At 48.3% G+C, this 22,754-nt stretch carries 17 protein-coding genes; 13 read left to right on the forward strand and 4 right to left on the reverse strand.

Annotated features, from left to right (window positions below):
* The first annotated feature begins 4 nt into the window (after positions 1-4).
* The gene (gene panC, locus J2Y43_RS05070; protein ID WP_309980963.1) at positions 5-847 is read left to right on the forward strand and encodes a pantoate--beta-alanine ligase; all 843 of its coding nucleotides are present in this window, start codon (positions 5-7) and stop codon (positions 845-847) included.
* Between the two features lie 87 nt (positions 848-934).
* On the opposite strand, the gene J2Y43_RS05075 is transcribed toward panC, so the two are convergent.
* On the reverse strand, positions 935-2,413 hold the full coding sequence (locus tag J2Y43_RS05075; protein ID WP_309980962.1) for a Gfo/Idh/MocA family oxidoreductase: 1,479 nt from the start codon (positions 2,411-2,413) through the stop codon (positions 935-937).
* Between the two features lie 303 nt (positions 2,414-2,716).
* Between J2Y43_RS05075 and panD the strand changes: the two genes are divergently transcribed.
* The 4 genes from panD (at position 2,717) to J2Y43_RS05095 (ending at position 5,397) form a co-directional block, all read left to right on the forward strand.
* Positions 2,717-3,067 carry an aspartate 1-decarboxylase gene (gene panD / locus J2Y43_RS05080; RefSeq protein ID WP_309980961.1) on the forward strand — a complete coding sequence of 117 codons (351 nt, stop codon included), beginning with the start codon at positions 2,717-2,719 and terminating at the stop codon, positions 3,065-3,067.
* Between the two features lie 40 nt (positions 3,068-3,107).
* A complete protein-coding gene (locus tag J2Y43_RS05085) occupies positions 3,108-4,145 on the forward strand; it encodes a lysylphosphatidylglycerol synthase transmembrane domain-containing protein (protein WP_309980960.1) in 1,038 nt (345 codons plus the stop codon).
* Positions 4,146-4,225: 80 nt separating this feature from the next.
* Positions 4,226-4,714 carry a D-glycero-beta-D-manno-heptose 1-phosphate adenylyltransferase gene (gene rfaE2 / locus J2Y43_RS05090; protein ID WP_309980959.1) on the forward strand — a complete coding sequence of 163 codons (489 nt, stop codon included), beginning with the start codon at positions 4,226-4,228 and terminating at the stop codon, positions 4,712-4,714.
* Positions 4,715-4,722: 8 nt separating this feature from the next.
* Positions 4,723-5,397: a zinc metallopeptidase gene (locus J2Y43_RS05095; RefSeq protein ID WP_309980958.1), complete on the forward strand. Its 675-nt coding sequence runs from the start codon at positions 4,723-4,725 to the stop codon at positions 5,395-5,397.
* A 151-nt stretch (positions 5,398-5,548) separates the two neighbouring features.
* On the opposite strand, the gene J2Y43_RS05100 is transcribed toward J2Y43_RS05095, so the two are convergent.
* On the reverse strand, positions 5,549-6,718 hold the full coding sequence (locus J2Y43_RS05100) for a VCBS repeat-containing protein (protein WP_309980957.1): 1,170 nt from the start codon (positions 6,716-6,718) through the stop codon (positions 5,549-5,551).
* Between the two features lie 160 nt (positions 6,719-6,878).
* On the opposite strand from J2Y43_RS05100, the gene gcvT reads away from it, so the two are divergent.
* The 8 genes from gcvT to J2Y43_RS05135 all read left to right on the forward strand — a co-directional run bounded on the left by gcvT (position 6,879) and on the right by J2Y43_RS05135 (position 16,228).
* Positions 6,879-7,961, forward strand: coding sequence for a glycine cleavage system aminomethyltransferase GcvT (gene gcvT / locus J2Y43_RS05105; RefSeq protein ID WP_309980956.1), 1,083 nt, complete (start codon positions 6,879-6,881; stop codon positions 7,959-7,961).
* 30 nt (positions 7,962-7,991) lie between these two features.
* A complete protein-coding gene (locus J2Y43_RS05110; protein ID WP_223402319.1) occupies positions 7,992-8,702 on the forward strand; it encodes a 2-phosphosulfolactate phosphatase in 711 nt (236 codons plus the stop codon).
* Positions 8,703-8,723: 21 nt separating this feature from the next.
* Positions 8,724-10,682: a hypothetical protein gene (locus tag J2Y43_RS05115; protein ID WP_309980955.1), complete on the forward strand. Its 1,959-nt coding sequence runs from the start codon at positions 8,724-8,726 to the stop codon at positions 10,680-10,682.
* 9 nt (positions 10,683-10,691) lie between these two features.
* Positions 10,692-12,518, forward strand: a complete 1,827-nt coding sequence (locus J2Y43_RS05120) for a T9SS type A sorting domain-containing protein (protein ID WP_309980954.1) — start codon at positions 10,692-10,694, stop codon at positions 12,516-12,518.
* A gap of 48 nt (positions 12,519-12,566) precedes the next feature.
* A complete protein-coding gene (locus J2Y43_RS05125) occupies positions 12,567-13,220 on the forward strand; it encodes a uridine kinase (protein ID WP_309980953.1) in 654 nt (217 codons plus the stop codon).
* A 22-nt stretch (positions 13,221-13,242) separates the two neighbouring features.
* Positions 13,243-13,959, forward strand: a complete 717-nt coding sequence (locus J2Y43_RS05130) for a hypothetical protein (RefSeq protein ID WP_309980952.1) — start codon at positions 13,243-13,245, stop codon at positions 13,957-13,959.
* Positions 13,960-14,094: 135 nt separating this feature from the next.
* Complete coding sequence (locus tag J2Y43_RS33535) at positions 14,095-14,250, forward strand: lasso RiPP family leader peptide-containing protein (RefSeq protein WP_409014389.1); 156 nt, start codon at positions 14,095-14,097, stop codon at positions 14,248-14,250.
* Between the two features lie 40 nt (positions 14,251-14,290).
* Positions 14,291-16,228, forward strand: coding sequence for an asparagine synthetase B family protein (locus tag J2Y43_RS05135; RefSeq protein ID WP_309980951.1), 1,938 nt, complete (start codon positions 14,291-14,293; stop codon positions 16,226-16,228).
* A 14-nt stretch (positions 16,229-16,242) separates the two neighbouring features.
* Here J2Y43_RS05135 and J2Y43_RS05140 read toward each other — a convergent pair whose 3' ends face one another.
* Positions 16,243-19,551 (reverse strand): C25 family cysteine peptidase, encoded by a 3,309-nt coding sequence (locus J2Y43_RS05140; RefSeq protein WP_309980950.1) that lies wholly within the window; start codon positions 19,549-19,551, stop codon positions 16,243-16,245.
* 53 nt (positions 19,552-19,604) lie between these two features.
* Entirely contained in the window at positions 19,605-22,526 is a 2,922-nt protein-coding gene (locus J2Y43_RS05145; protein ID WP_309980949.1) for a C25 family cysteine peptidase, read from the reverse strand.
* Positions 22,527-22,754 lie beyond the last annotated feature (228 nt).

Genomic DNA, 22,754 nt, shown 5'->3' on the forward strand with positions numbered 1-22,754 from the left:
TTACATGGAAGTATTCACTTCGGTCAAAAGCCTCCGCCAATACCTGGATCAGCAAGTTTTACAGCAAAAAACCATAGGCCTCGTGCCCACGATGGGAGCCCTTCACAAAGGCCATATTTCGCTGATCGAAGCCGCGAAAAAAGATACTGATATCGTCGTTTGCAGCGTGTTTGTGAACCCGACGCAGTTCAACAACCCCGAGGACCTGGCCAAATACCCGAGAACGTTCGAAGCCGACAGTATCATGCTCGAAAATGCGGGCTGCTCCGCTGTTTTTGCGCCGTCGGTGGAAGAAATGTATCCCGAACAGCCTGTCGTTAAAATGAACTTCGGTGCATTGGAAACTGTCATGGAAGGTGCTTCGCGACCGGGGCATTTCAATGGCGTCGGCATTGTGGTTTCGAAGCTGTTTAATATCGTAAGGCCGCACCGTGCGTATTTCGGGCAGAAAGACCTGCAACAGGTGTCGGTAGTGCGCCAGTTAGTCAATGACCTCGCATTCGGGTTCGAGCTGGTGGTATGCCCCACCGTTCGCGAAACGGACGGACTGGCGATGTCCTCGCGCAACACGCGCCTGAACGCCACCGAGCGCGCGATCGCGCCTCATATATACCGTATACTCGCAGGCGCGGGCGAGGACCTGCGCGCTGGTAAGCATGTGAGCGAGGTAATCGGCTGGGCAAAAAGTGAATTTGAGAAGATCAAAGAATTCACTCTCGACTATTTTGAAGTCATTAACCTTAAAACCCTGCTACCTATTGAGAAAATAGGTCTGGCGGGCACGAATGCGATCTGTGTAGCGGCTTTCCTGGGCCCGGTAAGGCTGATCGACAATATCATATTCTGATACCGGCTTAAAAAACCTCAATAATGCATAAAGGCCCCTCATCGGAGCCTTTATGCATTTTATCGCGTCTTATAGCGTCACCAGGTGTTACGCCAATTTCCAGTCGCCGCGGTACTTGCGTTGTACGAACTGGTTCGCTTCGTCGAAGTTGGTAACCTTCATATTCTTGCCATCCCACAGGAGTTTCTTGCGGCCCGGGTAGTCGAATCCTTTGCCATCGGCCTTCGCGGTGCGGAGGTTGTAGCTGCGGATACCGAGGTTACCCATGATCACGGTCTCTGTCAATGGACCCGCGTAGTCGAACGATGAAGTAAGCGCTTTGTGTTCTTTGCTGTTGAAACCAGCTTTGCAAGCATCGCTCCATGACACGTGGTGACCAAACTCAGGCATGGTGGTGTATTTGTTACCGAAATCGCCTTGTTTGTATTCCAGCTTGGTGCCGTCTTTGAGGTACACTTTTGGTGCGATACCGTAAGTTCCGCAAGTCATTACGCCTTTCTCACCGATCAGAAGCACGCCATTGCTGCTGTCCGGCTCTCCTAGCGGATCGTTCGCAGGGATCAAATCCGGGTGGAACGGACGCAGACCACCGTCGTGCCATGTCAAGGTCACTTCCGATTTATTGATTTTGTTCGCAGGGAACTTCAATTGAACACGTGATGACGGCGGGCAGCCTTCGGGAATGTATTCGGCTGTCCAGTCTTTGATGAACACCTGGCCTACCGAGCATTCAACCTCCGTTGGATAACCCAGGCCGAGCGTACGGAACGCCGGGTCGATCAGGTGGCAGCCCATATCACCCAATGCACCGGTACCGAAGTTCCACCAGCCTCTCCATTTGAACGGGTGCCATGCGGGGTTGTAATCCACCCATTCAGCGCAGCCTACCCACAGTTCCCAGTCGATGTCCGCAGGCACTTCGTGCTTGCCGGTCGGAACGGGAATGCCTTGCGGCCAAACGGGACGGTTGGTCCAAACATGCGCTTCGTGGACGTTACCGATGAGGCCTTTGTTAAACCATTCCTTCATCTGGTTCTGCGCAGGGTTGGAAGCGCCCTGGTTACCCATTTGGGTTACGACTTTGTATTTGCGCGCAGCTTCCGTGAGCATACGTGCCTCGTAAATATCGTGGGTAAGGGGTTTTTGTACGTACACGTGCTTGCCGCGCTGCATAGCTGCCATCGCGATGATCGCGTGCATGTGGTCGGCCGTCGAAACGGTTACCGCATCGATGCTCTTGTCCATTTCGTCGAACATCTTGCGGAAGTCTTTGTACTTCTTCGCGTCAGGATGCAGTTCGAAGTTCTTTTTCACTTGCGGCTGTCCCCAGTCCACGTCGCAAAGTGCCACCAGATTCTCGGCGCCTTTGTTCCATGCATTGTTGGTATCAGAAAAACCTTTGCCACCCACACCGACACCGGCGATATTCAGCTTGTCGCTGGGGGCTTTATATCCTTTCCCCAGCACGTGGCGGGGTACTATGAAGAAACTTCCAATGGCCGCCGCGGAGGTCTTCTGGATAAAGTCCCGGCGATTAACGTCTTTCGGTTTGTTCTCTGTACTCATCGGTTTTGGTAATGAAAAAATAAAGTAGATTAATATAGATGAAAGGAATAAGTTCTTATTACAGATCGAATACTATTAAATCCCGCTTAAATATAATAATGTTCTCATGAAACCCACCAACAGGGTCATTTCAATTATTACTTCCAATACGACGAATCGTTGCATTTCAGGCTATTTACGGGAATAAATCTCCTGCATACGCGCGCGGGAACCGTCCCACCGGCGACTATGTTTTGATGGCTGGGTATTATTCCTGTAACTTTGCGGGGTAATGCATTTCAATTAGACCAATACCACCGGGTAATGCAAATCACAGTAATGAAATCGAAGATTCACCGGGTTAAGGTGACTCAGGCGGAATTGAACTACGTTGGCAGCATCACGATCGACGAGGATCTGATCGACGCAGCGGGACTTATAGAAAATGAACAGGTTCACATTGTGAATAATAACAATGGCGAACGTTTTGTCACATATGTTATCAAAGGCGAGAGGGGTTCGGGTATGATTTGCCTCAACGGCGCAGCGGCGCGCAGGGTGCAGATCGGCGACATTATCATCATCATCGCGTACGGCAGCATGAGCCAGGAAGAGGCCAGGACGTTCAAGCCGATGGTGGTTTTCCCGGATCACAACAATCATTTGGTAGGCTAACCTCCGGCATTCCCTACACTATACAGCAATTTAGCATAGCATGAAAAATATACTGCGTTACACGATATCGCTTGTCCTGGCAGGCGGTCTGCTCTGGTTTGTATTCAAAGATATCAACCTGAGCGAAATGCTCGACCGTTTTGCCCAATCCGACTGGCGGTGGATCGCCGTATCATGCTTTTGCCTCCTGCTCGCGCACATGGTGCGTGCCTGGCGCTGGGGAATGCTCATCGAGCCGCTGGACCATAAGCCGGGCATCGTGAATAGCACAATGTCGGTGCTTACCGGCTATTTTGCCAACTACATCGTACCGCGCATGGGCGAAGTAACGCGTTGCGGGACCCTCTACCGGCTCGAACGCATTCCTGTGAGCCTCAGCTTCGGTACCGTAGTCGCCGAGCGGATTTTCGATGTAATTATTTTGGTATTGATGATTGGATTGAATTTCATCCTGGAATTCGATCGGCTCAGCACTTTCTTCACCGACTTTTTTCAAAGTAAAATAGGCGGAAGCCAGGGCGGCGGCTCTGGTAGCGGCATGTTGCTGAGCATTCTGATCGTCGGTTTGCTGGCGGTAGGCGTTGTAGCTACTGTTATTTTCAGAAATGCCGCGTTGCGTAACAAATTGCAGCAGAATGCGATCATCGCCAAGATCGTCGGTTTCGCACAAGGCATGCTGGAAGGGCTTTTGAGCGTGCGCAAACTGCGCAATCCCGGCCTTTTCATTTTCAGCACCATTCTGATCTGGGTGCTTTACTACCTGGTTTCCTACGTGCTTTTCTTCTGCATTCCGGAAACTTCCCACCTCGGGCCGCTGGCCGGTCTCACATTGCTGGTTGTCGGTGCGATCGGTATGACGGCCCCTACCCAGGGCGGTATCGGTGCTTACCACCTGCTCGTTGGTAATGTAATGGTCCTTTACGGACTTTCGCAGAACGACGGCATCACATTGGCGACATTCATCCACGGCGCACAAATGCTGTTCATGCTGGTGATTGGCGCATTGGCATTTTTATACGTGCTGATCGTGAACAAAAACAAAGTCGAGGAGCCCGAGCAGGTATCTGCGGCAAACTAATTGTAACTTTAATAGTCCTGAAAAATGGAAATGGAGTATGTTACGTTATTCCATTTCTTAAATCCATATTGTCTTTTACGATGAATTTGACAGAAAGCAAGATCCTGAGACTAGAAGAAGCCATCCCGACCGTTGAAGCATGGCAACGCGCCGGACAGAAAGTTGTATTCACCAACGGATGTTTCGATATTGTGCATCTCGGGCACATCGACTACCTCGAAAAAGCCCGCGCATTGGGCGATAGAATGGTGCTCGGCCTGAACACCGACGCCTCGGTAAGCCGTCTGAAAGGGCCATTGAGACCAGTCGTAAATGAATATGCAAGAGCAAGGCTGATGGCCGCATTATCATTCATCGATGCTGTCATTTTGTTCGACGAACCGACGCCTAGTCAGTTAATCGAAGCTATAAAACCTGACATTTTGGTCAAAGGCGACGATTATAAGGTCGAGAACATTGCTGGCGCGGATTTTGTTTTGGGTAGAGGAGGTGAGGTAAAAACGATTGCTTTGGTACAGGGCTACTCGACTACCGCACTGATCGAAAAGATAAAACAAGGATATAAATAGCAATAACTATGGGAATTTTGATTGCTTTGATCGTAATGGGCGTCAGCTTTTACGTACAATGGCGTTTGAAGAGCAAGTTTGAGGAATATTCACAAGTGGGATTGAGCAACGGCATGAGCGGTAAGGAAATCGCGGAAACCATGCTCCGGGAAAGCGGCATTTACGACGTAAGAGTGGTGTCCGTGGAAGGCCGGCTGACCGACCATTACAATCCACAGGATAAGACAGTCAATCTCAGTCCCGATGTATATTACGGACGTAGCGTAGCTGCTGCGGCTGTGGCTTCCCACGAATGCGGGCACGCGGTGCAACATGCTACCGCTTACAGCTGGCTGCAGTTCCGCTCGCAAATGGTACCGTTCCTGAGCGTAGCGTCGCAGTACATGCAATGGATCATTTTCATTGGCGTGTTGCTGATCAATACCTCCATTATTCCGCTGGCTATCGGTGTGGCGCTGTTCGCGGTAACCACATTGTTCAGCTTTATCACATTGCCCGTTGAATATGATGCGAGTAACCGTGCATTGGCATGGATTCAGAAAAACCGCATTGTGAACGAAAGGGAATACGTTATGTCTGCCGATGCATTGAAATGGGCGGCTCGTACTTACCTGGTTGCTGCGATCGGTTCATTGGCCACATTGCTTTATTACGTGAGCCTGCTGATGGGACGTCGGGACTAGTGGAGTTCAGAGTTTATGAGTTTAGAGTTTAGAGTTTAAAGACTAAGTCGATATTGTTGTCAGTCTTCGTTCGCGGGGACTGACATTTTTTGTCCCTACATTTTACTCTAAACTCTAAAACCTTAGACTCATAAACCCTAAACTCATAAACTCATTTCTTCCGCTGGTTCCAATACACGACCAGATTGTGGGTCGCGCGACCGGCGGCGATAATGTCCAGATCGCCATCGCCATCCAGATCTGCCGGCAGCAGATCTTCGCAGGCGATTTTGATACTTTCATCCAAAGTGTATTCAGTCCATTTCTTGCCTTCCGGATCACTTCCTACATAAATACGCACGCCGGTTTCGCCGGTTACGTTCGGGTTACGCCAGCCCATTACCACCTGGTCGCGGCCCTGGCCGAAGAAATCGGCGCAGGCTAATGCGTGGCCTTCCTTAATACGGTCGGTGAGAACAGTGCGGCTGTCTTTGGTATACACCACTAATGTATTTCCATGCATGGGTTCGATAGTGGCAGTAAACAATTGCTTTTTACCCAAACTTCCCGTTCTGATCTCCCCTACCCCGCGCTCCGGCACCATCCAGTTACCCGATGGCGCCCAGCCATCCGCTCCATTCAGAAATACCTGCACACCTTCTTTGCTCGCGATGGACAATCCGGCCATTCTGCCGGGAATTTCCATCGGCTGGAAATTATGGGTCATATGCATATTGGTTTCAACCAGACTGTACGGCCAAATGCCCTTTTTGTTTTCAGGAACATCGAAAACGATCAGTTTCACGCCCGCGCCGTTTCCGCCGGTATTTCCTTCGCCGTGCAGAGGCAGCACCGCCAGCTGAAATGGTCCATCCGCGGTTTTAACCCAATGCATCCGGTGAATGGTCACTTCATGATGCAGGCGCACAGGTTCCCAGGGTTTGGTGCGATCGTCTGAGGCCACCATGTAGAATACCGCACCCGAGGTTTTTAAATCCTTGGTTTCAGAAGGGTTCCAGCCTGCTCCTACGGCTACTTCTACCTTCCCGTCGCCATCGATGTCGCGGGCGGCGATGCAGACGTTGTCCTGCTCGGTGAGGTCTTTCGCAATCACGTAGCGCGTCCATGCGCCGTCTTTTTTCCCGGGATTTTTATACCATACAATTTCCTTCTTATCGGCCATGAGAATATCCAGCTTCCCGTCGCCATCCACATCACCGGACGCCACGCCATAGCCGATATTTACCTTATCGTCGATCGTCTCGCCTTTGAAAGTGGCCGTTTGTGCAAATGCGCTTCCGGCTATTGAAAATGCGATCGAGAACAATAGTCGTTTATTCATATTCCTGAAAATCGGCAGCCGCCGATGGATAAATGTTTTAACCTATTTTTTAACAATATACTTCAAAATGCACTCTACGGACATTGAAAAAACAGTTTTTTGTGTCGCTTTGCCCTGCATTCCCTACTTTTGTGAATTATTGTAAAACCAAATATCGTTCATGAAAACAGTCCCTTTACATCAGCTCCACATCCGTTTAGGTGCAAAAATGGTCCCGTTTGCAGGTTTTGAAATGCCTGTCCGTTACTCGTCGGATCTGGATGAACATCACACCGTAAGAAACGCCGTGGGTGTTTTTGATGTATCGCACATGGGCGAATTCAGCGTAAAAGGGCCTGGTGCGCTCGCTTTGATCCAGAAAGTATCCGCAAATGACGCCACGGCATTGTATGACGGAAAAGTGCAATACAGCTATTTGCCCAATGCTACCGGAGGGGTAGTCGATGACCTGCTGGTATACCGCATTGCCGAGGACGATTATTTCCTGGTGGTGAATGCTTCGAACATCGAAAAGGATTGGAACTGGATCCAGAGCCAGAACACCGAAGGCGTAGCGATGGAAAACCTGTCGGATTCGCTTTGCTTGCTGGCCGTTCAGGGACCTAACGCTACCGCTGCATTGCAGAAACTAACTGCCGTGGATCTCGCTTCGATGGAGTATTATACCTTCAAAATCGGCGAAATGGCGGGTATTAAGGACATTATCATCTCTGCAACGGGCTACACCGGCGCAGGAGGTTTTGAAATATATGTAAAGAATGAGGATGCTGAAAAAATGTGGGATGCCATTTTCGAAGCGGGTGCCGAGTTCGGTATCAAGCCCGTTGGGTTGGGCGCACGCGATACCCTGCGACTGGAAAAAGCATTCTGCCTCTACGGTAACGATATCGACGACGAAACGTCACCTTTGGAAGCCGGCCTCGGCTGGGTGACCAAATTCACCAAAGACTTCATCAATTCCGAAACATTGAAGGCACAGAAAGAGGCCGGATTGAAAAGAAAACTGATCGGCTTCGAAATGATCGACCGCGGTATTCCACGCGGGCATTACGAGCTGTGCGATGCAGAAGGCAACAAGCTGGGCGAAGTAACATCCGGTACACAATCGCCTACTTTGCAAAAGGGCATCGGATTGGGCTACGTTCCTACCGAATTCAGCAAAGCCGGCACCGAGATTTTCGTAAAAGTGCGCGACAGGTTGTTGAAAGCGCAAGTTGTGAAAACGCCTTTTGTTAAAAACTAATCCCCTCCTATTCAGTCCGATTGCATTTTTATGAAACAACTTGATGTTTGTCTTACCCCGGATTTACTTCATTTACACAAACTCGATAATTCAATAGTAGTAGTGGCCGATATTTTCAGGGCTACTTCCTGTATGGTGACGGGCCTGGCTTACGGCGTAAAAAGCATTACCCCCGTTGCCAGTGTGGAAGAATGTAAATTCTTGCAAGACAAAGGATATATAGCCGCCGCCGAGCGCGATGCGCGCAAAGTAGAAGGCTTTGACCTGGACAATTCGCCTTTCAGCTACATGCACGAAAGCCTCATCGGTGCGCAGATCGCGATGACGACGACGAACGGGACATTGTCTATTTCCAAAGCAAAATCATCGGCGGTGAAAGTGATGATCGGCTCGTTCCTGAACCTGGGTGCGTTAGCTAATCATTTGAAAACTGAGCCTTATGACGTGCTGGTACTCTGCGCAGGCTGGAAAGGCCGCCCTAATCTGGAAGATACCCTGTTTGCGGGGGCATTGGCCGAAGCATTGAAGGATCAATTTATGCTGCTCGAAGACGGAACCCTGATGGCGCAGCGTTTATACCTCCAAAGCCGCGACAACCTGCTGGCGAGTGTATCCAACTCCTCGCACGTGCGGCGCTTGCAACGCCTGGGCATTCAGAAAGACATTTCTTACTGCCTGCAAACCGACCTGTACGACGTAGTTCCGGTCCTCAGAGGCAGCACGCTGGTTTCCATGAATTAATATTTACTCAATCCCAATTGCATGTTCCGATTCGTCTTTGTCATTTTTCTTGGGTTATTTCTAATGACTGGCTACGCAGAGGCCCAGCGCAGGACCGTTTCTCCAAGAAAACAGCTCATTGCTCCCAAGAAAAAAGCCCCCGAACCAGCCAGGCAGGCACCGGTTGCAAAGGATACGACAAAGACGCAGGTTCCCGCAGTTCCGGCTGGTGACCCGGCTGTGGCGGATACCACCATGCCGAGCGCAGTTTCGGCCACCGGAGATACGCTCACCGAAGCAGCGAACGAGGCGAGGCTTCCTGTGGAAAAGGCCGATAGCATGCATGCCTACAAGATCACCATCGAGGATATTTCCTACCTCTCGGTGTGCCCGGGCACTAATGTGACCATCCCATTCAAAACCGAAGGACCGTTCGACGAGGACAATACATTTATTGTACATATTATAGATGCTACCGGCAAGTCGGTACCTATTTCGCTTCCGGTGAAGAAAAGTCCTGCCAAAGCGGTGATACCTTCGTATAAGGTGGGCGGCGAAGTGTACCGGCTTCAAATCATCTCCTCGATCCCGGTTATTAAAAGCCAGGAAGTGCCGTTGAGGCTGCTGCAAGCGCCCGCTGCGAAGATCGACCTGATCGACGGTACGCAGACCGTGCGCATTATGCCCGGGCAGGAAGCGCATTTGCGTGTAAACCTCACAGGCGCTGCTCCGTGGTCGTTCCGGCTTTCGGACAGTACCACAGTTTTGCAAACGCTTTCGAACCCGCATTACATTACTGTTAAACCGGCAGACGTAAAAGCTTACCGCGTGACAGGCGTTTCCAATGCCTGCGGGAGCGGTACTACGTCCGGTGAGGCCATTGTGAATGTGAATAATAACCCGGAGCCTAAACTGGAATTGAAAGAAATGGAGAAAATCGCCAAGCTTTGCGCCGGCGTGCCATTTCAGGTGCCTTTCAATGCTACCGGCAAGTATAAGGAGGGCAATAAGTTTGTCGTTCAAATCGCCGAACGCAACGGCGCATTCAAAAACATTTCAACGCCTGATTCATCCGGCTATATTACCACACAAATCCCCGACAGCTACAAACCCGGCGAATACCGCCTGCGTGTGACTTCCACGGCGCCTTACCTGGTAAGCCAGACCACGAACGTCTCGATCGTATCCCCTACCGTGGCAACCCTTCAAAAGGATTCATTGCGATTGGGCGAAAACGAATCGGGCGAACTCACAGTGAAATTCACCGGCGGCGGCCCGTGGTTCGTGCTGCTTTCGGACGGAACCTATGAAAACAACATTCAGGAATCCCCTCATAAGGTCAAGGTAAAACCTTTTTATGATACCAACTACCAGATCAGCTCCGCCGGCGGCTTATGTGGTGTTGGTAAATTCTCCGGCTCGGCCAAAGTCACTGTAAAAGCTCCTCCGGCTAGCATTACGCTCGATAAGCTGCCGCAGAATATGGTCTGCGCGGGTTCTACCATTGACATTCCTTACAAAACGGAAGGCCGGTATAATCCGAATAACAAATTTACGGTACAAATGACCGACAAATCCGGCCGTTTTGTAACGCTTCCAACAACTGTAACACCCACTGCAATGCAGGTTAAAATTGCGGCGGCAGCACCGGGAGACACCAGCAAAATTCAGAAGATCCGCATTGTTTCTTCTTCTCCGGCTGTTTCGAGCGCTATTGAAGAGCTGGAAGTAATCGCGCCAGACAAGGCTATTGCAGAAGTTTCAGGGCGCGGTACAGTTTCCGCAGGTCGCTCTACCCGCATTCAGTTGAGATTCAAAAACGGGCTTCCGCCGTGGTCATTCACCCTTTCCGACGGCACGGCGATTAACGGGACTTTCCTTAATCCCTATCTGATTTCCGTCTCACCGGCTTCTACCACAGAATATACCATCAGTTCACTGAAAAGTGGATGCGGAACGGGCACCGGGCGCGGCTCCGCCGTCGTGACGGTCGAAAACTAGCATACAGCCATGCGCAAAGGGAAGATACTGTTTTTCTTGTTGGCTGCCGCATTCGGCCCTTCGCGCATTCTCGGACAGGCTTTGCCGTTGGGCCAATGGCAAAGCCACTTCAATTACCTTTCTGCCAAGCAGGTTGTTGATGCCGGCTCGCGGATTTATTGCGCTTCCTACAACGGCCTTTTTTCAGTCGATACCGAAACCGGGGAAACGCGGACGCTCTCCAAAGCCGACGGCCTGAGCCATACGGGCATCAGCACAATGGGTTACCTGCCAGAAGCAAGGCTTCTCATGTTGGCTTACCGGAACGGGACCATCGATTTTGCATATCTTAATGAACAGGCCGAGCCTGACCAGATCGAAACCTGGAACCTTTTGAACGAAACTCAGGGTTTGCCGGCCGATAAGGCTATTAGCCGCGTCGTTTTTAAAGACAATCTTGCCTACCTCGCAACCAGTTTCGGGGTGCTCGTTCTCGATCCCCAGCTTCGGCAAGTAGAAGAAACCTATCGCTACATCGGTCCTAATGGCACGCAGCTAGCCGTGAACGATCTCGCATTTTCAGGAGATTCGCTTTACCTCATCACCTCACAGGGCATACAGGCCACATCCATGCGTGGGGATGTAAACAGGCAATACTTTGGTAATTGGAAATCAGTGACCAGCCCCGGCAGCGCTTCGGGCATTGCGCTCTTTGCAGGGGCTATTCATGCAGCTGTTCCGGGAAAGGGTATTTTAAAATATGAAAAGGGAATTTGGAAACTGGTTTACGCTTCCAATGCTCCTGCCTTGCGAATCCTCGACGCGGGTGAGGTACTAACCATCTCTACTCAAAACGCTGTGCTGACACTTGATACGCTTTACGCAGCCCAGAATTTCAGCAGCCCATTTTGGGGAAATATCCGGTCCGGAATTCGTAAAAGCACGAAAGCCCTGTGGATCGCCGATCAGAAAAATGGTTTGATTACCAATCAATTTTCAGAGTTCAAACAGGTTTCGCCTGCACAGGGGGACACTACTATTTCACCTCGCTCCGACTCGACAATCACCGACCTCAATGGCTTGTCGTGGACCCGCCTGCCCGAAACGCTGGGTGGCGGCATCATGGTAAGCAATGCGGATGGCTCGCGAAAAAAAGTGCTCTCAACATCGGTAGGCACCGGTACATTGCCTGCTTCGAAGGTCAACAGTCTCGCACTTGATCAGGACGGTTTTGTATGGTTTGCCGGAGCAAAGGGGGTGGGTTATTTTATCCCCGACGGCGTTCTGGAAGCAGCCCGCGTAGATGCGATCCTCCCTGTGTACGGCCAGCGGAGGCTATTCAACAATGAAGAATGTACTGCTTTGGCTGTTGAACCAGGGAACCGGAAATGGATCGGCACCCGGTCGGGGCTTTACCTTTTCAATGAAGATGGTACCGAGCTGATCCGGAAATTCACATCCTCGGACAGCCCGCTGCCGTCTGATGTAATCAAAGCACTCCGGTTTGAAGCCGAAACCGGCTTGCTGTTCATCGACACACCCACCGGAATGGTTTCCTACCAGAGCGATACCAAAGCGGCAGCCGAACACATTGACCGTATCACCATTTTCCCGAACCCCATCAGGCCGGGCTATTCAGGCAATGTGGGGATCAGCGGCCTTACTGGCCAGTCGACTGTCAAAATCACCGACCTGGCAGGCCGGCTCGTGTTCGAAACACGGTCGGAAGGAGGCCTTGCCTCGTGGAACCTGAACGATTACACCGGGCGTCGGGCCCGGGCAGGAATATATATGGTGTTCGTCGTGTCAGCCGACGGCACTGAGCAACAGGCCGGTAAATTGGCAATTATTAATTAAAATCATAAATTAATCCAGGCGTTCAGACTAGCGGGCGCCGCAGACTATATGATGTCGAATCAGGAAACAGCACCCTACATTGTAGGTATCACCGGCGGAAGTGCGTCGGGGAAGACCTATTTCATGAAAAATCTCATCGACGCGTTTGGTGCGGATGAAGTCACACGAATCTCGCAAGACAATTATTACCGCCCGATCCATGAAATCCCTCGGGACGAAAACGGGGTGGAAAATTTCGACTTACCTGAAACGATAGACCATCACCTATTCGCGGAGCACATTGCCGTACTCCGGGCCGGCCGTTCCGTACAGCAAAAGGAATATACGTTCAACAATCCGCTCATTAAGCCCGAGATATTGCATTTCGAACCGAAGCCCATCATCATCGTGGAAGGGATCTTTGTTTTTTATTTTCCCGAAATTGCCAGGCTGATTGATTTGAAGATTTTTGTAGATGCCAAAGAGCACGTTAAAATAAAACGCCGGATTATTCGTGATAATAACGAGCGCGGCTACGATCTCGATGATGTCCTTTACCGTTGGGAGCATCACGTCGCCCCGACTTACGACAAATTTATACTTCCCCTGCGCGCGGAAGCGGACATGATCATCAACAACAATTCCCGGTTTGATACTGGTTTACAGGTGCTGATAGGTTTTCTGAAAGGGAAATTGAAAGAACAATATAAACATTCGTCATAGCCATCAAAATTTAACCGAATTAATGAAGAACTCTTTACGGACGATTTGCGGGACTTTCGCTAAACACATTACTATCCTTGCAATTGCTTCAATCGCTTTTTCTGCTTGCGACGACACTACGGACCCGCTTGATCCCTACGACTATTACCCACTGGAGATAGGCCACTATATTGTGTACGATGTCAATCAGGAAGTTTATTCCGCTGGCCAGACAGCACCTGTTGTTACTAAATGGCAGGAAAAGGATGAAGTCGATCGGGTTGCGTCCGACTCTGCGGGGATTGTCACATATGTTATTGCGAGATCTACCCGGAATTCAACGGCTGATTATTGGCAAAAGGTAAAAGAATACACCATTCATAAATACCCCGACAAGCTGCTGACTAATATAGATAACCAGCCTTTCCTCTCTCTTACTTTTCCGATCGATTCGCGTACAACGTGGAACGGTAACAGCTACAACAACCTCGAAAAACAGGATTGTTATTATGAACCAGGATTCAAGTCCGTCAAAATCGGGGAGCAATCGTTTGATAATGTACTAACAGTCGTTGAGCGCAGCGACACGTCGATTATTAACAAATATGTCACCATCAAGCAATATGGCGTGGGTGTGGGGCTTATCTCTGACGATCAGACTGCCTTTGAATTTTGCCAAAACGACGACTGCATCGGATCGGGGAAAGTAGAATCGGGCAACCACAAAACACGCAAAATCATAGAATTTGGCAGCCGGTAACCATCGAAAGCGATTCAGTTCAGTCAGTCGAAACTTGATTTTTTCATATTCGTTTGCAATAATGTTTGCAAATTCAATTTATCTGTCTAAATTTACGACGGATACTGGTATTAATCATTCATTAACCGATAAACAATGAAAACATTGACATCGCACTCTACACAGACAAAAAAGTCTTACCGCAAGCCGGTCCTCGTTCAGCACGGAAGTGTTAGCAAGTTGACTAAAGGTAAATTGGGTAGCCAATTCGACGACGAAACAAGCGAGCAGAATTACGCACCAGATGCCTGATTTAAAGTGACCTGAGGCCTTGCCTTTTGAATTTGTGCTAATGCTGATTCAAGGTGTTATCTTACTGGGAGCAACTTTTCAGCTACAAAAATCAGAATCAGGCCAGTCAATCAGCTGGAATAAAGGGATCTTAGAGTATCCAAGCGACTTTAATCAGCATTCATTCTCCGAGACCACAATTCTTGGTTTTGAAGGATATCATCAAAACGATGTCAAAATATGGGGTTTAAACACCCCGTTTTTGACATCGTTTTTTGATTTTAAGGCCTACCTCAAATCATCCGGAAGCAAGCTTGGCGTAGGAGTTTGGTATGAAGAGGATGAGAGAAGACTCCATCTGGTGAGGAATCTTTTTGGCACTCACCCTTTGTACTATTTGTTTTTACCAGGCCAGCTTTGTTTATTCTCTACCAATCTACACGCACTCCTGAAATCAGCGAAAAGCAAGGGAATAAGCCTTACGCCAAGCGAAAGTCGCCTTCATGCTTTTCTAACTTTTGGACGGGACCAGTCCGTTGACTACAACGGTGAAACGTTCTACAAGGAGATAAAATGCGTGCTGCCCGGGCATATACTCTCGGTAACACCGCAGGGATGTTCTTCCGCGCCGTATACCCGTTTTCTTATTCCACAAAGTGTTGACACACTGCCTGGATATGCGGAGCAATTCAGGATACTTCTTGAGAACGCCGTCCGTAATTCGCTACCATCCGGAACTGCACCAATCGGCTCGCACCTAAGTGGCGGGCTCGACTCTTCATCTGTCAGTACGTTTACTAAGATACTAGCACCTGAGAACCCCCTGTATACGTTTTACTATGATACCCAGGGTGCAGGTTCCGACGATAGAAGTTATGCACTGGAAGTTGCCCGAAATATCAAATCGGATCACCGGGAAATCATGATATCGGATGACTCACTCAGCACCGTTGCACTACATACGAGAGTACTTGGGTATCCCCAGGCAGCATTTGTAGCACCAACGTTTTATGATGGTGTTTTGAAACTTGCGTCACAACTAGGATGCCAGACCCTCTTAAACGGTAATGGAGGCGATTCTATCGTAGGTAGCGGTTTTGAATACCTAACAGTGCTTTTCAAGGAAAGAAAATGGGGTCTTTTGAAAGAATTACTTTCCAAACGCACCCAATATTATTCCAAAGCATACCAGCACAAGAACTGGAAACAGCTAAGCTTTGAGCAGCAGAATAACATTGTGGAACAAAACTTTCTTTACCGTAGGCTTTCCCCGTCGCTCAGAACAATGCGCCTTCGCGAGTTGAGCACGCTATACCGCGAAGTTTCAGCTCATTTCCACCTGTCTCCTGTTTACTTCGCAACCCATGCGTTCAACTCGTTTTTGAAAAAGTTTAACGGAGATACTCTTCCCCCCATCACACTCTTGAGGCAGGATTTTATGGAAAGCACCAGCAATACCGAGGTAGGCACCAACGAGCTTTCCACATCTTTGCGCGGCGAGCTTCCAGCCACTTTCAGGCAATCATTTGAGGAGATTTTTAATCAGCATTTCGTGTGCCAAAATGAGAGCAGGTTCATTTTTGGGCGCTATTACGGGTTCGAGAACCGATCTCCTTTTTTAGATAAATCACTTTTCGAATTGTGCATGTCTGTCCCCGAGGTTGTCAAGTTTGGCGATGGTTCGGGACGAATGCATTTTCGCGAGGCAATGAAGGGGATACTACCGGAGAAGGTAAGACTTAGGTCACAAAAAGCACTCATCGGGCAACGAGGAAAAAATGCGACCCTTCAACTTTACGTCCAGGCCAAAGAAATGCTTTGCGACACGAATGAGGTTTGGCGATACATCGACAGGAGAAAATTTGACGATACAATCAAATTCCTCCAAACAGACCACCTACCTGTGGAAAACTACAACCGAAGCCTGTTTCATGTAACAAGAACAGTTTCGGTTGCAGCTTGGCTTGAATGGCTTAAATCAGAAAAAATCCTCCAATAGGCGCCGGAAATCCGCTATCGAAGAATATTTACTCTACCAGTGATTGTTTGCTCAGAACCATCATTCTTGCTCACAATCGCTTTATAAACATACATTCCCGAGCCTATGCCTGGTGTCCAATACCAGTCTGAAAGTGTCGAAACCGGCTTGAAGCTATGATCCAAGAGCTTAATGCCTCGCAAGTCGTAGATGACGTACTGAACCTGCTGAACAGATTCCAGTTTTATGCCCTTGATACGGAACCGTACGTAATCGGTAGCTGGATTAGGCGAGGCTATTAAATCAATTCCATCTTCTCCTTCACCTATTCTGAACGTTATATGATATGGATTTGCGGCCGCATTGCCTGATTCGTCCTGTGTGTTGACCAGAAGTTCGTAACCACCAACCGCAGAAAAATCAGCACGGTATTCTACCTGAACTACCCGATCTCCTAATTTACTAATAACCAAGTTTTTATAAGCCAATTTCTTAAAGTCACAAGTATTATCAAGGCATGGCTTGATGAAAATATCCATGAGATTGGTATCCGCCGACATCAGACGGTCATCGGTTAGGACAAACCTGATCGTCGGCTTAGCACCCACGTCCTCACCATCCTCTATCACCCGATCATTGAAGGTTACATTCAACACAGGGGCTATAATGTCCTTTACTCTTTCAGCCGGGTAAATGTGCTGTGTTTTCGCTACTTCCCAATCAACTACGAGTTCGGCAATATTGTTGGATTCATTTAATTCCTGGATCACGTTCGCCCTGTCTAATCTCACCTGGACAAATTTCAACGCCCCTTTACTCGGGAACGCAATTCGAATTGTATCAGAATAAGGCATCGCGGCTACGGTTTGGCTTTTCACCTCAGTGGTGCCGTCCTGAAAGCCGTAAGTGAGCTCCACAGGTAGCTTCTCGCCCGCATTGTATTTACCCTGGTTCTTGATAGCGATCGCAGCAGTCAATGTCGCGGATTTCTCTATGGTCTTATCCGCCGACTCGGAATAGATCAGGATGCTTTCATCCGGATCAACCGAATAGTCGGGAGAAGCTACATATATCATTTTCAACGCCGGATCCCCTTGCAACAACGCCTGGTGAACGTTAGCAACGTCATACGAATTGTAACCTTCTGCAAAAATGCGTTTAGCGACTTCCAACTGAATTTTACCAATCGATTGCTTTGATGTATTAGCATCAAGAAACAAAGTTGTATATAGCTTGTCGAGATAATTGCTGGTTGAAGAAACGTAGGTATCAAATGTATTTGCAATCAAGGCCACCGTTCCTCTTTTTGGAGCCAGTATCCAGTCGAGTGACAATGCAATTCTATCTGAGGACGAAGGGCTCATATTAAACCGGGCGCTAAACACATTCCCTACCCCGCAGCCATTGAAATACAGCAATGGATATTTACCCTGATTATTATATGCACGTGCCGCATCCGTGATGTAACCAATGTCCAGGTCAGTAACAGTAGTAGAACCGTGCCCGAAATACGTCAAAAGCCCCACCCCTGCGTTAATTTCCGGTGTGATATTAACCGATTCAACTTCACTTATTCCTTGTTGTTTAACGAAAGGTGTAACTTTTGCCCCGATGTACCCTTGCTCTGCTTGCGGAGCCAAACCGGCAAGGATATTCTTCAACTGAGTGATTTCTGACGATGACTTGCCTCCATTCAAATGAAGAATATTCTTTTTCCAGCTTACATCCTGGACATTGCTATGCTCGTACTCCTTCACCTTGGCCAGGTAATCGTACACCTGTTGATTCGTTAATGCAGAAAGTCTTCCGACGGGTATTGCAGGCACTTCTTTAGGAGCTCCTGCCAGACCTTCTATCAATAATATGTCGGAGCCGGGAAATCCAATTGTCGGAACTTCATCGGGAAGTTCACGCACCATTCTTTCGTTAAACGTGATCGATTTGCCAAGCAGGAACAAATACTTTTCACGGTTACCGTCCGAAAGCATATAATCCACAAAGCGCCGTATCCCGACAGGGCTCGGCTCTCCGTAGTTGAATTGATCATAGATGTCAGTGATCTTGATCACCAGAGGAACAAATGCCCCGCCTTCCGCTGAAGCACGATAGGTAGCATAAGTTTTAGCCCCCTCTTCCAGAGTTTGGTTGGTAACGATCAGATAATTGTATTTCTTGACATCTGGTTTAGTCAGCGTAACTGAGCTGATCTTAGCAGCAGCAATCGTCAGCACTTCATTGGTCAAGAGCAATTTTAGTGCTTTGTCTTTGATGCGAGGCACTGTAAAATCGGATCCTGTCCCGGGAATAATTCTTGGGACATCCGGATTGGAAATGTCGTAGAGTTTACTCGTAGCCGAAGTGCCTGCAATTTTCGCGTGTGTGTTGGCGTCTGATGTTTTAGGAAAATTAAACTCGAGGCTCTTTTCAGTGCCGATACTTGTAGTTTGGTTGTAAGTAATAGTATAATAGGCCAGTGAGAACCTGTCCCGCGTGTCCGAGGCCACAGATTTCAACAGAAGTACGCCATTACCATCCGCGGCGAGGTCTGTCTCTTCGAGTTCAAATGAATATAACGAAGCTACAAAGTTTGCATTGGGAATAGCTCCAACTTTCCGAACGGAGCTTTCCGTTTTACCTGCATACACTTCAATCGAGCGCGAGTTGTTGCTACGCCCGTGTACCATCAGTTTTACCTGAGGCTTTGTTCCCGTCACACGTTTCGTCAACTGAAAGTTGTAAGTGACGGATTTTCCTGGCAGGACAGTAACGCCGGTTTTACTTGCGCCATTTTCAAAGAAACTGTTAAAAAAATTAGCTCTGATCGCACTTAGCGTACTAAGAGAATACTCATTGGCAAAAGCCTTCACGTCCGTCTGCACATGCGATGCTACTGCCGAACCGCTTCCTGACGCGGAACCAACAGTTTCAGCCCGTAACCCATTGACTTTTCCAACAGTAAGGAAGTAGGAACTTTCATCAGAATACAGGCTGGTATAAGGATTTAACCGGCTACTCATCGGCCGATACAAAAGCGAATCGATGGCGCCATCGTTAGGAATGCCGTAAAACAGAATTTCATTGTTTGCTACGCTGAGAATCGCAACTTGAGTGCCCCGGTGCCATAGTTGAAGCTTTTCAGGCTGATTAACAGGAAACCCCGTCGGCAACGCCGAAAACGGCACCTTATAAACTCCCTTCTGGGAAACTTTCAACTTTACGTAAGGCTGATCGTAGGTGATCCATGCGTTAGTGTAGGGTGCTCCCCATTGAGCAAAGGCTCCACCACACACACCCACCACAAGCAACAGAACCAGTTGCAAATACCGTAAAACTCTCAGTGACATAGCTCAAATAAAAAAAATGGGGCATGAGTACTGTACCCATGCCCCCCAAAATATTAAAGTTTGATTACTTTCTTGATGTATTTATCGCCATTGGCTGTAACAACTTCGACGATATATTCACCCGGAGAAAGGTTCGAAAGATCTACTCGGCTACCGGTTCCATTGTCTTTCACCAATCGGCCGTTGATATCCACCAATCTCCACTTACTGATCTTAGTCGGAACATCGAGCTTGATCTCAAAGTATTCTGTCGAAGGATTCGGGGCGACCGACATTGCCGAAGTTTTGTCGAGCTCCACCGAAACGATTCTTGACAATGTTTCTTCTCCTTTCTGAACCGATCCCTCTACAACCGAATCAAAATCAACCTGCTTCAGACGGTAGTAGCTTGTACCTGCCAAAGGTTTTGAATCAGTAAACGAGTAAGAAACTTCGGAATTCGAATCACCCTTACCTTCAACTCTTCCTACTTCCTCAAAATTGCGGGCATTGTAACTTCTTTCAATGATGAAGTGGCTGTTGTTCCTTTCAGAAGCAGTTTTCCAGGTAACTTCCACCTTAGTTCCGGCAGCTTTCGCATTAAACGAAATCAAGTTAACCGGCAGCGGAGCTTCATTGATCAGGATTTTAAGAGCTGGGTCACCTTGTAAAAGCACCTGGTGAATATTCGCGCGGTCAGCATCGTAGAATGCAGCTACGCGACTATTTTGTCCGGGGTTGTAATTGTAACCCTTAGCTATTTTGGTTTGCAGAGCAACTTCCTGAAGAATTTCCCCGATTGTTCCACGATCTTTATCCGATTTCGAGAAAATCAGCGGATAAAGGCGGTCCAGGTATTCATTTGAAGTGCTCGCGTAAGCATCCCAGGTATTTCCGAAAACAACGATTGCTCCTTTACCCGGCGCGATAAGCCAGTCGAGTGAAAGAGGACGTGAAGTACTAGAGTTCGGCGCGCTGCCGAAAAGGTTACTGAAAATGTTGTTTACACCGCAGCCGTTATAAAACAGCACTGGAAACTTCGTCGTATTGTTGTAGTTTTTGGCAGGATCCGTCACGTAGCCTGGATTTAGGTCTGTACGGTAAGTTGAACCATGGCCAAAGTAGCTGATCATTCCGAGGCCCGTTCCATTCAACTCTGTACCAATATTTACCTCTTCTATAACGTCCGCAGCCTGGGTCTTGATCTTTTGAATAACGCTTCCGTTAAACGGCGAAGTATTAACGATATTACCAATAGTCGAAAGATAGTTCGCGAATTGGTTGATCTCTCCTGTATCTTTACCACCGCTCACGTGCATCACATTCTTTCTCCATGCAATGTCCTTTTGAGCTTCATAATCCTTCACTTTCTGTAAATAGCCATTTACTTCGGCATCCGTCAAACCCGAAATACGACCTACCGGAATTGCCGGAACATCATCCGGAGTACCGCGAAGACCATCGACCAGCAGCAGGTCTGAGCCTGGAAAACCTACGGTTGGAACTTCGTCGGGCAACTCTTTTACAACTTTGTCAGGTCGTGTAATTGATTTACCAACAAGCAACAGAAACTTCTCCTTGTTGCCATCCGAAATCATATAGTCCACAAAGCGTTTGATGGCAACAGGACTTGGCTCACCATAGTTAAACTCATTGTAGAGATCCTTCACTTTAATCACGAGTGGCGAATACTTGGTACCTGGCGAGTCGTTCTGACGATAAGCACCGAAAGCCTGTGCCGAACTAATAAGATTATCGGCTGCTATGATCAGATAATTGAAGGAAGCCGGATTAATGTCCTGGAATGTTACCGTAGATATGTTCGCTGCCTGAACATTGATGTTCTGGCTATCATTCGTAGTAAGCAATTTCAAAGCGTTACCGTTGCGGCTTACCATCAGGTTAGCTGCTGCACCCTGAATAATGCGGGGGTTATCGATGGCTGAAATATCATAGAACAACGCGTTGGCCGGAGGGTTTGCGATGGGAATTCTCGACTTTGACCCGGCAGGGGCTGCAGGAAAGTTGAACTCGTACGAATTTAACCCCTGGGCATCAATTGTCTGATTGTAGGATACCGTGAAATAGGTGACTGAAAACCAAGACGACGGAATAACACTCTGAAAACCGAGGGTACCGCCGTTTGCATCATAGTCCTGCGCGGGATCCAGGTCAAAATTCACTTCCAGCGGACCAAAATCAAATGTATTGACAGTAGTAATTTGACGCAGAGACGACGCATTTTTACCCGCCTTGATCTGCACTTGCGCACTACCTGACCGCCCGCTCAACAATATCTTGACCTTAGGAATGCCTCCACCATAGACATTTTTAGCTGCAAAATTAAAATTGGAAGCAGGAGTACTTGGCTGCGCATTCGACACCGGGTTAGCGGTGTAGACCGGGCTAGTTGCCGGGGCACCAACAGGAAGACGCGTTCCGGTTCCTGTCTTTCCATCTTCAAAAAAACTGTTGAAAGTAGCCGGACGTGACGAATAAAAGGTAAAGTGAGTGTACTCGGTCTGATAAGTTTTTAACTCAACTTGATTGTGAAATTCAGATGCTGCCACCCCATTATCAACAGCCGTGTTTTCTACTTCAGCACGCAAACCGTTATCGGCTCCGATAGTTAGAAAATAAGCACTTACATTGGAATAAGTACTAAAATACGGGTTCTTCCGCGAACTAGGCAAGCGGTACAATAATTCGTCGAACGCACCGTCATTGGGCACCCCATAAAAAAGTATTTCCGTATTATCGGCTTTCAGAATACTAACCTGGTTTCCGCGGTGCCACAATTGAAGCTTCGCTTTATCAGCCGACTGGAACGCCGCGGGCAGTGAAGAAATGGCAATGCGATGAATCCCCTTGGCAGATACCCCTACGCGCACCCACTGCTGGCCGTATTTGCCCGCAAGCCACTCATTCCCATTAGCTCCGCCGAATTTTTGGGAAAATACATTGGATATGCCAAGACTAAAAAACAGTAAAAGCACACCAAAAAGGGAAGTAAAACTTTTTAACCTCATAAGCTCAAATTTAATAGTGCATAAATTACACCGTTAGTGTATATGATAAACGATAAACTCTTTAATGATTGCAACGTGGGATTTGGAACTCTATTATAGTTAAACAAAAATACAATAATTTCAAAACAGAACAATGAACTGCAAACCCCGCATTTTAAAGAATGAATCATTTCGACAAAGCGTGAATGATGCTAC

Source organism: Dyadobacter sp. BE31 (assembly GCF_031457695.1).
Classification (GTDB): domain Bacteria; phylum Bacteroidota; class Bacteroidia; order Cytophagales; family Spirosomataceae; genus Dyadobacter.

Bases quoted from the DNA above. Each gene is read 5' to 3' on its own strand.
- J2Y43_RS05120 (WP_309980954.1), top strand. From the start codon at position 10,692: ATGCGCAAAGGGAAGATACTGTTTTTCTTGTTGGCTGCCGCATTCGGC.
- J2Y43_RS05140 (WP_309980950.1), bottom strand. From the start codon at position 19,551: ATGTCACTGAGAGTTTTACGGTATTTGCAACTGGTTCTGTTGCTTGTG.
- J2Y43_RS05130 (WP_309980952.1), top strand. From the start codon at position 13,243: ATGAAGAACTCTTTACGGACGATTTGCGGGACTTTCGCTAAACACATT.
- J2Y43_RS05110 (WP_223402319.1), top strand. From the start codon at position 7,992: ATGAAACAACTTGATGTTTGTCTTACCCCGGATTTACTTCATTTACAC.
- J2Y43_RS05075 (WP_309980962.1), bottom strand. From the start codon at position 2,413: ATGAGTACAGAGAACAAACCGAAAGACGTTAATCGCCGGGACTTTATC.
- rfaE2 (WP_309980959.1), top strand. From the start codon at position 4,226: ATGAATTTGACAGAAAGCAAGATCCTGAGACTAGAAGAAGCCATCCCG.
- J2Y43_RS05095 (WP_309980958.1), top strand. From the start codon at position 4,723: ATGGGAATTTTGATTGCTTTGATCGTAATGGGCGTCAGCTTTTACGTA.
- J2Y43_RS05115 (WP_309980955.1), top strand. From the start codon at position 8,724: ATGTTCCGATTCGTCTTTGTCATTTTTCTTGGGTTATTTCTAATGACT.
- panD (WP_309980961.1), top strand. From the start codon at position 2,717: ATGCAAATCACAGTAATGAAATCGAAGATTCACCGGGTTAAGGTGACT.
- panC (WP_309980963.1), top strand. From the start codon at position 5: ATGGAAGTATTCACTTCGGTCAAAAGCCTCCGCCAATACCTGGATCAG.
- J2Y43_RS05125 (WP_309980953.1), top strand. From the start codon at position 12,567: ATGATGTCGAATCAGGAAACAGCACCCTACATTGTAGGTATCACCGGC.
- J2Y43_RS05100 (WP_309980957.1), bottom strand. From the start codon at position 6,718: ATGAATAAACGACTATTGTTCTCGATCGCATTTTCAATAGCCGGAAGC.
- gcvT (WP_309980956.1), top strand. From the start codon at position 6,879: ATGAAAACAGTCCCTTTACATCAGCTCCACATCCGTTTAGGTGCAAAA.
- J2Y43_RS05085 (WP_309980960.1), top strand. From the start codon at position 3,108: ATGAAAAATATACTGCGTTACACGATATCGCTTGTCCTGGCAGGCGGT.
- J2Y43_RS05135 (WP_309980951.1), top strand. From the start codon at position 14,291: ATGCTGATTCAAGGTGTTATCTTACTGGGAGCAACTTTTCAGCTACAA.
- J2Y43_RS33535 (WP_409014389.1), top strand. From the start codon at position 14,095: ATGAAAACATTGACATCGCACTCTACACAGACAAAAAAGTCTTACCGC.